General features: G+C 63.9%; 16 protein-coding genes and 1 tRNA gene. 4 read left to right on the forward strand and 13 right to left on the reverse strand.

Annotation, left to right across the window (positions count from 1 at the left end; translation table 11 throughout):
• Window positions 1-15: 15 nt before the first annotated feature.
• From ACLP2E_RS14925 to ACLP2E_RS14935, 3 genes are all read right to left on the reverse strand, one after another.
• On the reverse strand, window positions 16-1,128 hold the full coding sequence (locus ACLP2E_RS14925) for an alkene reductase (protein ID WP_442466398.1): 1,113 nt from the start codon (window positions 1,126-1,128) through the stop codon (window positions 16-18).
• Between the two features lie 115 nt (window positions 1,129-1,243).
• Window positions 1,244-1,486, reverse strand: coding sequence for a DUF2312 domain-containing protein (locus ACLP2E_RS14930; RefSeq protein WP_442462240.1), 243 nt, complete (start codon window positions 1,484-1,486; stop codon window positions 1,244-1,246).
• 166 nt (window positions 1,487-1,652) lie between these two features.
• Complete coding sequence (locus tag ACLP2E_RS14935; protein ID WP_442462241.1) at window positions 1,653-2,471, reverse strand: N-formylglutamate amidohydrolase; 819 nt, start codon at window positions 2,469-2,471, stop codon at window positions 1,653-1,655.
• A gap of 135 nt (window positions 2,472-2,606) precedes the next feature.
• Here ACLP2E_RS14935 and ACLP2E_RS14940 point away from each other — a divergent pair, with 135 nt between their 5' ends.
• The gene (locus tag ACLP2E_RS14940; RefSeq protein ID WP_442462242.1) at window positions 2,607-3,053 is read left to right on the forward strand and encodes a DUF1036 domain-containing protein; all 447 of its coding nucleotides are present in this window, start codon (window positions 2,607-2,609) and stop codon (window positions 3,051-3,053) included.
• Window positions 3,054-3,089: 36 nt separating this feature from the next.
• Window positions 3,090-4,541, forward strand: a complete 1,452-nt coding sequence (gene pyk / locus ACLP2E_RS14945) for a pyruvate kinase (protein ID WP_442462243.1) — start codon at window positions 3,090-3,092, stop codon at window positions 4,539-4,541.
• Between the two features lie 5 nt (window positions 4,542-4,546).
• Here pyk and argE read toward each other — a convergent pair whose 3' ends face one another.
• The 8 genes from argE to ACLP2E_RS14985 form a co-directional block, all read right to left on the reverse strand.
• Window positions 4,547-5,722 (reverse strand): acetylornithine deacetylase, encoded by a 1,176-nt coding sequence (argE, locus tag ACLP2E_RS14950; protein ID WP_442462244.1) that lies wholly within the window; start codon window positions 5,720-5,722, stop codon window positions 4,547-4,549.
• Between the two features lie 119 nt (window positions 5,723-5,841).
• Window positions 5,842-6,234 (reverse strand): Co2+/Mg2+ efflux protein ApaG, encoded by a 393-nt coding sequence (gene apaG / locus ACLP2E_RS14955; protein WP_442466404.1) that lies wholly within the window; start codon window positions 6,232-6,234, stop codon window positions 5,842-5,844.
• Window positions 6,235-6,319: 85 nt separating this feature from the next.
• Window positions 6,320-6,544, reverse strand: a complete 225-nt coding sequence (locus ACLP2E_RS14960) for a hypothetical protein (RefSeq protein ID WP_442462245.1) — start codon at window positions 6,542-6,544, stop codon at window positions 6,320-6,322.
• A 276-nt stretch (window positions 6,545-6,820) separates the two neighbouring features.
• A complete protein-coding gene (locus ACLP2E_RS14965; RefSeq protein WP_442466399.1) occupies window positions 6,821-8,020 on the reverse strand; it encodes a DNA cytosine methyltransferase in 1,200 nt (399 codons plus the stop codon).
• A 60-nt stretch (window positions 8,021-8,080) separates the two neighbouring features.
• Entirely contained in the window at window positions 8,081-8,359 is a 279-nt protein-coding gene (locus tag ACLP2E_RS14970; protein WP_442466400.1) for a hypothetical protein, read from the reverse strand.
• Between the two features lie 102 nt (window positions 8,360-8,461).
• Entirely contained in the window at window positions 8,462-8,905 is a 444-nt protein-coding gene (locus ACLP2E_RS14975) for a DUF1178 family protein (RefSeq protein WP_442462248.1), read from the reverse strand.
• Window positions 8,906-8,909: 4 nt separating this feature from the next.
• Complete coding sequence (gene grxC / locus ACLP2E_RS14980) at window positions 8,910-9,167, reverse strand: glutaredoxin 3 (RefSeq protein WP_442462249.1); 258 nt, start codon at window positions 9,165-9,167, stop codon at window positions 8,910-8,912.
• A gap of 58 nt (window positions 9,168-9,225) precedes the next feature.
• Window positions 9,226-10,029: a ComF family protein gene (locus tag ACLP2E_RS14985; RefSeq protein WP_442466401.1), complete on the reverse strand. Its 804-nt coding sequence runs from the start codon at window positions 10,027-10,029 to the stop codon at window positions 9,226-9,228.
• A gap of 94 nt (window positions 10,030-10,123) precedes the next feature.
• On the opposite strand from ACLP2E_RS14985, the gene ACLP2E_RS14990 reads away from it, so the two are divergent.
• Window positions 10,124-10,996, forward strand: coding sequence for a class I SAM-dependent methyltransferase (locus ACLP2E_RS14990; protein ID WP_442466402.1), 873 nt, complete (start codon window positions 10,124-10,126; stop codon window positions 10,994-10,996).
• On the opposite strand, the gene ACLP2E_RS14995 is transcribed toward ACLP2E_RS14990, so the two are convergent.
• Together ACLP2E_RS14995 and ACLP2E_RS15000 are read right to left on the reverse strand one after the other, a co-directional pair.
• Window positions 10,993-11,502: a disulfide bond formation protein B gene (locus ACLP2E_RS14995; protein ID WP_442462252.1), complete on the reverse strand. Its 510-nt coding sequence runs from the start codon at window positions 11,500-11,502 to the stop codon at window positions 10,993-10,995. The two genes, ACLP2E_RS14990 and ACLP2E_RS14995, sit on opposite strands and share 4 nt — an antisense overlap.
• Window positions 11,503-11,511: 9 nt before the next feature.
• Window positions 11,512-12,093 (reverse strand): YqaA family protein, encoded by a 582-nt coding sequence (locus ACLP2E_RS15000; RefSeq protein WP_442466403.1) that lies wholly within the window; start codon window positions 12,091-12,093, stop codon window positions 11,512-11,514.
• A 198-nt stretch (window positions 12,094-12,291) separates the two neighbouring features.
• On the opposite strand from ACLP2E_RS15000, the gene ACLP2E_RS15005 reads away from it, so the two are divergent.
• A tRNA-Leu gene (locus ACLP2E_RS15005) sits at window positions 12,292-12,376 on the forward strand.

The raw sequence follows: 12,376 nt of genomic DNA on the forward strand, positions 1-12,376 counted from the left end.
TTTCGGCTGATACGGTCACGACTCGCATGGCTCCAGCGCCGGGTAATCCGTGTAGCCTTCGGCCCCGCCGCCATAGAGCGTCGCCCGGTCCAGCTCATTGAGCGGCGCGTCGAGGCGCAGGCGTTCGACCAGATCGGGATTGGCGATAAAGGGGCGCCCGAACGCCACCAGATCGGCCGCGCCCGAGGCGACGACGCTGATCGCCATTTCGCGGTCATAGCCGTTATTGGCCATATAGGCGCCGGAAAAACTCTTCCGCAAAGCGGCGAAATCGAAAGGCGCGACGTCGCGCGCGCCGCCAGTCGCGCCCTCGATGACGTGAATATAGAGCAACTTGCGCCTCGATAGCTCGCGCACCAGATGGTCGAACAAGGGCTGCGGATGGCTATCCAAGGCGTCATTGGCCGGGCTGACCGGCGACAGGCGAATGCCGACCCGCCCCGGCGGCAGGATTTTGGTAATCGCGTCCACCACTTCCAGGGTCAGGCGGCACCGGTTCTCGATCGAACCGCCATAAGCGTCGGTGCGATGGTTGGCGCCGTCCTTCTGGAACTGGTCGAGCAGGTAGCCGTTGGCGGCATGGATTTCGACGCCGTCGAAACCCGCCGCTAGGGCATTGGCCGCCGCCTTGGCGTAATCGGCGACAATGCCGGGGATTTCGCTCAATTCAAGCGCGCGCGGCTCCGACACATCGGCAAAGCCCGTTTCGATAAAAGTCTTGGTGTTGGCGCGAATGGCGGAGGGGGCGACCGGCGCGCCGCCGCCCGGCTGCAGCGAGACATGGGACACGCGCCCGACATGCCAGAGCTGGATGAAGATCGTTCCGCCGGCCTGATGGACGGCGTCGGTGACGAGACGCCAGCCGCGAACCTGCTCGTCGGTGAAAATGCCGGGGGTGAAAACATAGCCCTGGCCCTGCTGCGAAATCTGCGACGCTTCGCTGACGATCAGCCCCGCTCCGGCGCGCTGGCGGTAATACTCCGCCATCAATTCATTGGGCGCCTCGCCGCCGCCGATGGCGCGATTGCGGGTCAGCGGCGCCATGACGATGCAGTTGCGCAAGGTCAGGTCGCCCAGGACGAAGGGCTGGAACAGTGCGGCTTCCGCCGTCGCAGCAACATCGAGCATTGGCTTTATCCTCCAAGGCGCCCCGGGGCGCCGGCCCGCGCAATCTAGGCGCGGGTCGGGAGCGCGGCAATGCGTCAGCGACGTCCTGACGCGGCAAACGCGCCTATGCAAAAAATCATTCGACGCCGATGGCGGACAGATAGAGGTCGAGAATCTCCTCCTCCTCCCGGCGCTTGTTATGGTCCTGTTTGCGGATCGAGACCACTTTGCGCATGATTTTGACGTCGTAGCCGGTGCCTTTGGCTTCCGCGTAGACCTCCTTGATGTCGTCGGCGATCGCTTTTTTTTCTTCTTCAAGCCGCTCGATGCGCTCGATGAACGCTTTCAAATGGCCGCCGTCGAGCGAATTGGTATTCATGTTTTCCGCCTGTCTGCAATGGGGCGCGCGAAAAGGGGATGCCTTGCTTTTCGCAACAACGCCCGCATGATTTCAAGGAATCCGGCGCGTCATTCGATTGCTGCAGAATCAAACGAGGCCGGGGTGTGAAAATCGGCCTTCCAGATGAACCAGCGCGGGGCGGGCGTCAAGACGATGGCGCGGGGTCGGCGCGCGAGCCGAAAAATTCCACCCGCGCCGTATCCTCGCGCAAAAGGATCTGCGGCAGGATTTTCGCCAGTAGCGCCGCCCAATCGTCGCATTGTTGCGGCGTCGTCAGCAAATCCTGGCGGATTTCGATCAGGGCGCCGGGCAGGCCGCGACGGGTCGAGAGTTCATACATGCTGTCGCCGAACAAGGCCCCGTCATAGGGCTCGTTGTCGCCAATCGTCAGATTTTCCGCGCGCAAGGCTTCGATCAGCGGGCTGGCGAGGCGGTCGTCCTTGTCCCACAGCACGCCAACCTGCCAGGGCCGGGCGCGGCCTTGAAAGCAGGGGGTGAAAGAATGGACGCCGATCAGCGCGGGCGTGAGATTTCTGTCGAGCACTCTGTCGATCAGGCTGGCGCAGGCCTGACGATAGGGACGCCAGAATGTTTCGATGCGACGGGAAATTTCCGCCTCGTCGATCCTGGCGTTGCCGGGAATGATGGCGCCGTCCGACAGACGCATGACCAGCGTCGGATCATCCTCGCCCCGATTGGGATCGATCAGCAGGCGGGAGTAATGCGCCAGGGCGGCGCTGGCGCCGGTCAGGGCGGCCAGCCGTTGCGTCACCGCCTCGGCGCCGGGATCATAGGCGATATGCCGGCGAAGCGAATCAGGCGACAGGCCGAGATCGCCATACGCCGGAGGCAAGGCGTTGCGCGCATGGTCGCAGAACAGAATCAGCCGCTGATCGGCCGCTCCTTCAACCAGATGGAAGGGCGGGTCGACGAACGGGGGCGGATTTTTCGTTTGTTTGGGCAAGGGCGCGACGCATAATTTCGCTCTTTGCGCATTGCGCATCGACGCGGTCGGGATTTTTCGTCTAAGAGACGATAGCGAATCTGGCGGGCCGAAAGTCGTCCGCCAACGGATCGAGAGAGGCGGAAGTTTCAAGCGATGGTCAAGGCCTTTTTGTTCAATCTTTCTTCCGGCGCCGCCTTGACCGTCGGCCTGTTCCTCGGCCTGTTTGCCGCGCCCTCCGTCGCGCGCGCGGATTTTCGCCTGTGCAACAACACCAACGCCCGCGTCAGCGTGGCGCTCGCCTACACCAATGGCGCGAACTGGGTGAGCGAAGGCTGGTGGAACATCAAGGCCAGCGCCTGCGAGACTCTGTTGCGCGGGCCGCTCGCCGCCCAATATTATTACGTCTACGCGATGGACGAGCGCGGCGGCGAATGGAAGGGCAAAGCCTTCATGTGCACACGCGACCGCGAATTCAGGATCGACGGACGCGAGGATTGTTTTGTCCGAGGCTTCGACCGCTCGGGCTTTTTCGAAGTCGACACCGGCAAGGACGCCAAGAACTGGACGGTGCAATTGACCGATCCGGGCGTGACCCGCTGAAGCCGATCCGTTTTTCTCCAATCGAAGGCACAACTCATGCAAAGGCGCCGCCGCTGTAAGATCATCGCCACGCTTGGGCCGGCCTCGAATGACGAGGCGGCGATCGAACGCCTTTGGCGCGCCGGCGCCGACCTGTTTCGCATCAACATGAGCCATGCCGACCCCGCCGCCATGCGCGAGCGCGTCGCCATGATCCGCGCGGTCGAGGAGCGGGTCGGCCGTTCGATCGGCGTGCTGGTCGATCTGCAGGGGCCAAAACTGCGGGTCGGCGCCTTTGCCGGGGGCGGCGCCGCGATCTCCGCCGGGGACAGGTTCACTTTCGATTCCGATCCGGCGCCCGGCGACGCCACCCGCGTCTGTCTGCCCCATCCGGAAATTCTCTCTTCGCTGAGGCCGGGCCACAAGTTGCTGATCGACGATGGAAGGCTGCGGCTGCATGTGGTCGAAATCGCTCCGGAAACCGCGCCGCAAAAGGCGGTGGCGGTGGTCGACATCGGCGGGATCATTTCCAACCGCAAGGGCGTCAGCTTGCCCGACACCGACATTCCTGTCGCCGCCATGACTCCCAAGGACCGCATCGATCTCGACGCGGCGCTGGAGACCGGCGTCGACTGGATCGCCCTGTCCTTCGTGCAGCGCGGCGAGGATGTGGCGGAAGTGAAGAAAATCGCCGACGGCCGGGCTCTGGTCATGGCCAAGATTGAAAAGCCGCAGGCCATCGCCCGGCTCGACGAGATTCTCGCCGTCGCCGACGGGCTGATGGTGGCGCGCGGCGATCTCGGCGTCGAAATGCCGCTGGAAAAAGTCCCCGGCCTGCAGAAGCGCATCACCCGCGAGGCGCGCCGGTACGGCCGGCCGGTGGTGGTGGCGACGCAGATGCTGGAATCGATGATCACGGCGGCGGCGCCGACCCGCGCCGAAGTGTCGGATGTCGCCACCGCCGTTTTCGAGGGCGCGGACGCCATCATGCTGTCGGCGGAAAGCGCTTCCGGCCGCTACCCGGCCGAGGCGGTGTCGATGATGAACCGCATCGGCGAAGAGGTCGAACGGGAGGGCGTCTATCGCTCGATCATCGCCGCCCAGCGCGCCGCGCCCGAACGCACCGGCGCCGATGCCGTCGCCATCGCCGCGCGCGACATGGCGGAAACCCTGGATCTGAAAGCCATCGTCGCCTGGACCGCGTCCGGCGCCACGGCGTTGCGCGTAGCGCGCGAGCGGCCGCGCGCGCCCATTCTGGCGCTGACGCCCAACCGCGACACGGCGCGGAGGCTGACCGTGGTCTGGGGCGTGAAGGCGGTGGTGACGAAGGACGCCAACGATGTCGACGACATGGCCAATCGCGCCTGCAAATTCGCGGTGCGTCAGGGAATGGCGGAGAAGGGCGAACGGATCCTGATCATAGCCGGCGTGCCTTTCGGCACGCCTGGAGCGACCAATATGCTGCGCCTGGCCTTTATCGGCGAGAATGACGGTTTTCGCGCGCAATAGCGCTCTCACGCCGAAAGTTTGTCCGCCAGCCTGCGCAGAAAGCCCAAGCCTTCGGTCATTTGCGCGATGTCGATATATTCGTCGGGCTGATGCGCCTGGTCGATGCTGCCTGGTCCGCAGATCACCGCCGGCATGCCGCCGAACTGGAACTGGCCGGCCTCGGTGGCGTAGGGCACGGCGACGGTGTGATTGGCCTGGCTCAGCGCCATGGCCAGCGTGGTTGCGGCCGAATCGGCCTCCGCGCGCAGGCCCGGCGCCTCGATCTCCACGAAAGTCTCGATCCGCGCATCGGGAAAATTGGCGAAACGTTCCGCCGCCAGCGCCTTGGAAATCGCCTCGAACTTGAGCAGGGCCGCATCCTGCGGCGTGTGCGGCAGACCGCGGAATTCCCAATGGAATTCGCATTGCCGCGCCATGATGTTGCGCGCCGTGCCACCCTGGATCATGCCGACATGGACGGTCGAAAAGGCCGGCTCGAATCTTCCGTGCGGGTCGCGGTCGGATTGCAGTTCGACGCCGATCCGCTCCAGCGCCGCCACCAGTTCGCAAGCGACATGGACGGCGCTCACGCCCAGCCAGGGTTTTGACGAATGCGCCTCGTGCCCGGTGACGCGGGTGCGATAGGTGGCGATGCTCTTGTGGGCGTCGGCGACCTGCATCATCGTCGGCTCGCCGATCACCGCGAGGGCGGGGCGCGGCAGATCCTTGCCGAAGCGGGAAATGGCGTCGAGACAACCGGCGCAGGTGGTCTCCTCGTCATAGCTTAGCAGAATGTGGATCGGCTTTCTCAGCGGCGCCTTGAGAAATTCCGGCGCCATGGCGAGGCAGAGCGCGTCGAAACCCTTCATGTCGCAGGTCCCGCGTCCATAAAGCCGGTCGCCGTCGCGGCGCAGCACGAAGGGGGGCGAGGTCCATTTCTGGCCGACGACGGGCACTACGTCGGTATGGCCGGAGAGCAGGATGCCGCCGTCAACATCCGGGCCGAAAGTGACGAACAGGGCCGCCTTGTCGCCCGCCGGGTTGGGAATGCGGGTGAAACGCGCGCCCAGGCCAAGCAGATAATCCTCGACGAAATCGATCAGGGGCAGATTGCTGAGCGAGCTTTCGGTGTCGAAGGCGACCAATCGGTCGAGAAGAGCGATGGCGCGGTCGAGCGTCGGTTCGGCGGAATGGTGATTCATCGACGGGTTTCCATGGACGCTTCATGCCAGTTTACGCGCCAGCGGCGGCATGGCAAGGCGCGCAGGGCATCCAACCGTGCCCTAAATGGCCGAGGCGACGAAGGCGTGACGCGAAGACATTAGTTGAGAACGCGCCGCTCCATTGGGCTGTCCAGTGAAAAGGCGGGTATCTCGACATCGAAGTCGCGACCGTCGGCGTCGATCATGCGATAGGAACCGGACATAAGGCCGGAAGCTGTGCTCAGCCCACAACCGGAAGTGTAACGGAAGCTCTCGCCGGGTTCGAGGACCGGGGTTTCGCCGACGACGCCGGGGCCGGCGACCGTTTCTAGGCGCCCGTTGGAATCGGTGATGCGCCAGAAACGCTCCAGCAATTGCACCCGGGTTGAGCCGCGATTGGCGATTTCGATCGTGTAGGTCCAAAAATAGCGATTATCCGACGGCTCGCTGCGTTCGGGCGAGTAGGCCGGCGTGGCGGTGATGAGAATGTCGTGGGTAAGGGCGCTGTACATGGCGGCAATCTGCATGGGGCGAGGAGCCGCGTCGAGCCCATTTTTGCAGCATGAAGCAAAAAAACGCCGCGTGGACGCAAGCCGATCAGGCGGCGCGCCGCGTTTGCAGGCTAAGCGCGGTGGAGACGCCGATCAGCACGACAATGCCGCCGGCCTCGTTGGTGACGCGAATCTGCCCGCCCTCCGCCGCGCGGCCGGCCGCGAGCGCTGCGATCTCGCGCCAGACGGCGTTGAGATCGTTCAAACGGACCGATTTCATCTCGCGGCGGCCGCCGGTCGGATCGGTCATTTGAAAGTGATAGAGGTTCATGGGGCTCTCTTTTGTGTAACGCGGCCTGAGCGTCCAGGCTCCATTAACAAAACAATATGACGGTAAAATTATGTCTGTAGGTAAGGTGCATATTTTATCCGAGTAGTTTCGTGTGCGCTGCAAAAAACTAACGAATGTTTAATTGGTTCCGGAAATGACACGATTGTGAAAAGAAACTACACAATTATGCCACGATTATAGAGCCGTAGGTCGAAATTATGGCTGAACGTGGGGCATCTTGCGGCGCTTTACTTGCGGAGCCCTGTCGCGGACCCCTTATTCAGCGGCCGCCAACTGGCTGGCGCCCTCCCGCAGCAGGGGTTGCAGCAGATGTTCAGCCAGGTGGCGGATGACGGGGACGCACAAGCCGTCGCCGCAGAGCTTGTAGGCCTTGGAGGCGTTTTCCGGCAGGATGTAACTGTCCGGCAAGCCCATCAGCCGCGCCGCTTCGCGCGGTGACAACAGGCGCGAGCGGATCGCGTCGCCCTCGACCTCCAGCAGGGTCTGGCGGGAACTGCCGCCGCCCGGCGTGCGCAAACAGCCCGCCATGCCGTCGAAGCGGACTTCCGCCCGCTGCTTCTTGGCGCCGTTTTCGTCGACGCGGGTGCGACGGTAGACGGCGCCGACCGCGCGCCGGCCGGAAGCCTGGGACTCGTGAATCTTTTCAAGGTGCGACGGCGCCATCAACTCCAGAAGTCGCGCGGTGGCGGCCGGGGCGCGCCAGGGCGAGGCGGTCGGCGATGGTTCCAGAATGTCCGCGAGATGGACGTTGCGGTGGGGCGGAGCCGGAAGGCGCCACCACACCCAAAGCGCGGCGAGCGCGTCGGGCAGCGATTGCTGCGCCCCGATCAAGGCGGCGCTGGTCCAGGGCGCGTCGGCCTGCTTGCCCATCAAACCCGGAAAAAGCGTAGGGTCGCGAGAAAGATGCGAAAACAACGGCTTTTGCAGCGCGACGAAAAACACGCGCGGGCGCGATTGCGGCGTGAACCAGCGGGCGTCCAGCACCAGCGCGCCGACGCGATAGCCGAGCGCGTCCAGAGCGGCGACAATGGCGTGGAAGTCGCGATGGCCGTGCGAGGTCAGTACGCCGACGACATTTTCCAGCACGACGGCGCGAGGCGCCCGGCCCTGGTCGCGCAAGGCGCGCATTTTTTCGTGAAAGAGCCAAAAGGCGCCGCTGCGGGTCCTGTCCGCGTCGTCGGCCGCGCCCATGCCCTTGCCGGCGCCGGCCAGCGACAGGTCCTGGCAGGGAAAAGAGGCCCAGGCGAGATCGGCCTGGCCCGGCAGGGAGGTCGGCGTCAAGGCGGCAAGATCGCCGGCGTGGAAATCCGCGTCGCCCCAGTTGGCGCGGTAAGAGGCGGCCTTGTCCGGGTCGATGTCATTGGCGAAAAGACAGGTCCAGCCCGCGCCGAGCCCGGCCCGAGCCATGCCGCCGCCGGCGAAAAATTCAAAAAAGGTCAGGTTGCGGCTGGGCATGGAGTTCCGGATAAGGGCGGTATGGGAAAAGGGAAGCCGGGGAGCGAATCGTCCCGTCATTCAAGACACGCAAGCCGCCGATTCGCCAGTCCTTCGGTCTCTTCGCGCACAAAAAGCAGCGAATATTCCGGCCGCCTCCTCGCTCTGCCCCATCACGCTTTCGAAGGCGCGGCGCTCGGCGGTCTTCCGCTTTTCGCCGCCGTCATATTCGATCAAGGCCGCGCGCTCCTCGTACAAGTCGCGCAAATCCTCCGGCAATTCAGTAAGCCACCGCCGCCAGTTGGCCGGCAGCGGCTTCGATCCGCCGCGAAGAACCCTGAGAGCAACGCTCCGGCCCATGAAAGCCTCCACAAGATCAACCCTCCATTGTTCTTAGTTTGTTCTCTTCAAAAACACAAGTGGTCGGAACGAAAAATCCTCTGACAAAATAATTGCCGCCCTTTAGCTTCGCTCGTCGGGCAGGATGGGAATGGGGAGAATGGAGACGCCGTCTTCGAGCAAGGCGCGAGCCTCTTCCGGCGAGGCTTGGCCGCGGATCCCCCGCTCCGGCGCGTCGCCATCGTGAATTTTTCGCGCTTCCGAGGGGAATTCCGCGCCGACATCGTCGGTGGAGGCGACGATCTTGGCGTGCAGTTCGCGCGCCATCTGGCGCAATTCGGCGTCGCCTTCGCCGATCAGGGCGACATTCTGCTTGGGCGCGACAGCCTTTTTCCGGTTGCGGCTGCGGGAGACGGCAGGCGCCATCACCGCCTTGTTGATCTTGGCGACGCTGCAATGGGGGCAGGTGACGAGATCGTGCTCGATCTGGAAATCGTAGGATTCGTTGCTGGCGAACCAGCTTTCGAAATCATGGCCATTGTCGCAAACGAGGGCAAAGCGGATCATCGAGTCATCCTGCCAGCAGGGCGTCGAGTTCGCCCTCATAGCTCAGCTCAAAGAGATCGTCGCAGCCGCCGATATGGCGGTCGTCGAAGAAAATCTGCGGCACGGTGGAGCGTCCACCGGCGCGCGCAATCATCTCCTCGCGCTTCCGAGGGTCGGAATCGACGGGTATTTCCTCGAATTTGGCCTGCTTTTTGGTCAGGAGCGCTTTGGCTCGCATGCAATAGGGGCAGGTGGCCGTTGTGTAGATGACGATATTCGGCATGGCGCCCTTCTAATGAATCTTGGGCCGGCCGGCAATGGGCTCCCTTTGTCGCAGCACTTCAGCTCTCGGAAACCGTTCTGGCGAACACCAGCGCGTCCACCTGTTTTGCGCCGGCGCGCAGCAGGATTCGCGCCGCCGCGTTCATCGTCGCGCCCGAGGTCATCACGTCGTCCACCAGAACGACGCGCCGGTCCGCCAGTTCGATCCGGCGCTCGGGCGCAACGTGAAAGGCGCCCTGGACGTTCATCGCCCTCAGCCGCCGGGTCAATCCAACCTGCGGCGGCGTCGGTTTTATGCGTATCAGAATATCGTTCTCCAGCGGCACGCCAGAAAGCGCGCTGACCGCCCGCGCCAGCGCCGCCGACTGGTTGAAACGGCGATGGGCCAGCCGAAGCCGGTGCAGCGGCATGGGAACCAGCAGGTCGGCCTCGCCGAGCAGTTCGGCGCCGGCGCGCGCCATCCAGCGGCCCATCGGCTCGGCCAATTCGCCGCGATCGCCATATTTCAGGCGGTGGACCAGCGTGCGCGCCGGTCCGTCCTCGAACCGCGCCACGGCCCGGGCGCGCGCGAACACCGGGGGGTCGGCGAGGGCGGCGGCGGAGACGATGCGGCCGGATTCATTAGCCGCGAGGTCGGTCTCAAAAGGCGTTCCCAACCTTTCGCAAAAAGGGCGCTCGATGAAGCGCATGGCGCTCCAGCAACTCGGGCAGAGGCCGCCATGCACGCCGATGGCGCGGCGGCAGGCGAGACAGACCGGCGGATAAAGCAGGTCGAGCGCCGCCGTTCCGACCCTTTTTAGCGCCGACGCGCCAAGGTCAAGCCATGCGGGCGCCTCTGACAAGGATTTGTGCAGCCGGATCATCGGCCGAGCTTATCGCAGAACCGAATTTTTGTACGCGACTTCGATCAACGAATGTGCGCCTTTACGCGCTGTTATGCAGAAGGCATAAAAAGCCGTGACCAGCCCGCCAAAGATCTTCGATCGCTCTCTCCTGCGCCAACGTCTCGCCCGCGCTTCGCGGGCGGCAATTCCCTGTGATTTCCTGATGACGCGCGTGGCGGAAGACCTGGCCTTCCGCCTGTCGACGGTCCAGCGCGCTTTTCCGCGCGCCCTCGACCTGGGATCGCCGCATTCCGGCATCGCGGAAATTCTGGCGTCGCCGGAGCGTTTCGTCGTCCGCGCCGCGCCGTTCGTCAGCGCGCATTCGGGTGAAATACTGGTCGCCGACGAGGAATTCCTGCCTTTCGCGTCGGAAAGCTTCGATCTCGTCGTCTGCGGCTTGAACCTGCAGTTCGTCAACGATCTGCCGGGCGTGCTGGCGCAGATCCGCCGGATTCTCGCGCCCGATGGGCTGTTTCTCGCGGCCATGGCTGGCGGCCAGACCCTGCGCGAATTGCGAATCTGCCTGGCGCAGGCGCAGGAGGAAATAGAAGGCGGGGCCAGTCCGCGCGTGGCGCCCTTAACCGATCTGCGCGACCTCGGCGGCCTGTTGCAGCGCGCCGGCCTGGCGCTGCCGGTGGCCGATTGCGATAGTTTTGTCGTCCGCTACGCCAGCGCTTTCGACCTGATGCGCGATCTGCGCGCCATGGGCGCGACCAATATGCTGATCGCCGGCGCGCGCCGTCCGCTGCGTCGCGACGTGCTTCTGCGCGCCTGCGAGCTTTATCAGGAGCTTTTCGCCGACGGCGACGGCAAAATACGGGCGACTTTCGAAATCATCTGGGCGTCCGGCTGGACGCCGCATGAAAGCCAGCAGAAGCCGCTCGCTCCCGGTTCGGCGCAGGCCAAGCTCAGCACGGCGCTTGGCGACAAGAGCGAGAATCTTTAGCTGCGTTTCACCGCCGCGCCGAGCCCGGCGACAAAAGCGAGACCGGCGGAGACCACGACATTCCAGTCGGCGAGCGAAAGACCGAAAATGCGCAGGGCGACCTCGTCGCAGCGGATGAGGCGCGTGTTGCGCAACTGCCGGTGGAATTCCTCCATCGAGGCCGGTTTGACGAAATCGCCGGTGCAATCGGTCGGCCCCGGCCAGAGCTTCCATTCGATGCCGGCATGGTAGCCGCCGAAAATCGCGCTGCAGAAAAAAATCGCCGCCAGCAGGGCGAGCACAACGCGCGCCACCCCGGTCTGGGCCCTCCCGGCGAAAAAAATCGCCGCCGCCGCCAGCGGCAGGGCCGCGTAATAGGGATAGCGCTGTTTCAGGCACAATTCGCAGGGCTCGAAGCCGAGGCCCTGAAAAGTCCAGGCGCCGGCGAGCGTCACCGCCGCCCCGACCAGCACCAGACCAGCGACCGGCAGCGGCTGCAACAGCGCGCGAAGGGGAGCTATTTTCATGGGGAAATCTCAAACCAAATGGGTGGCCATCCAGAAGCCGCCGACGATGATCGCCAGCATGCCGACGATGAAGACGGCAAAATGTTCTTCCAGCTTGACGCGGAAAAAATCGCCGAAATGATTCATCGCGGCGGCGAGGAGAAAGAACCGCGCGCCGCGCGTCAGGGCGGCGAGGACGACAAAGAGCGGGAAATTATAGCCGAGCAGGCCGCTGACGATGGTGACGAGCTTGAACGGGATCGGGGTGAGGCCTTTGACGATAATGAAGGCCCAGCCCCATCTGGCGTAGAATTCGCGCAGGGTTTCGATGCGCGGGCCATAGCCGTAAAGCTCAATGATCCAATGGCCGAGCGTGTCATAAAGCAGTGCACCGATCATATAGCCGAGCATGCCGCCCAGCACCGAGGCGACAGTGCAGACGCCGGCGTAGAACCAGGCCTTTTTCGGCTGCGCCAGCGACATCGGCAGGAGGATCAGGTCCGGCGGCAGAGGGAAGAACGAGCTTTCCGCGAAGGCTATTCCCGCCAGCGCCCAGGTGGAATGCTTGCTTTCGGCGAGCGACAGGGTCCAGTCATAAAGCCTTTTGAACATCTGTTTCCCATTCTTCGCCGGCGCCGCGCCGTCTTACCACTCGTCGGCGCGGCGTTCCACCGGCTCGGAGCAATGGCTTGGCCTTTATCATTTTTATCCTCAAAAGGGTTCAAAAAAGCGGCAAGCTTTTGTAGGAGGCGATTGACGGGACGAAGTGGCGCGCTATAGTCCGCGCCGCTTGCGGGCTTGTTTCGCAATGCCCCTGTGGCGGAATTGGTAGACGCGCTCGACTCAAAATCGAGTTCCGCAAGGAGTGCTGGTTCGATTCCGGCCAGGGGCACCA

Source organism: Rhodoblastus sp., assembly GCF_052145335.1.
Taxonomy (GTDB): domain Bacteria; phylum Pseudomonadota; class Alphaproteobacteria; order Rhizobiales; family Beijerinckiaceae; genus Rhodoblastus.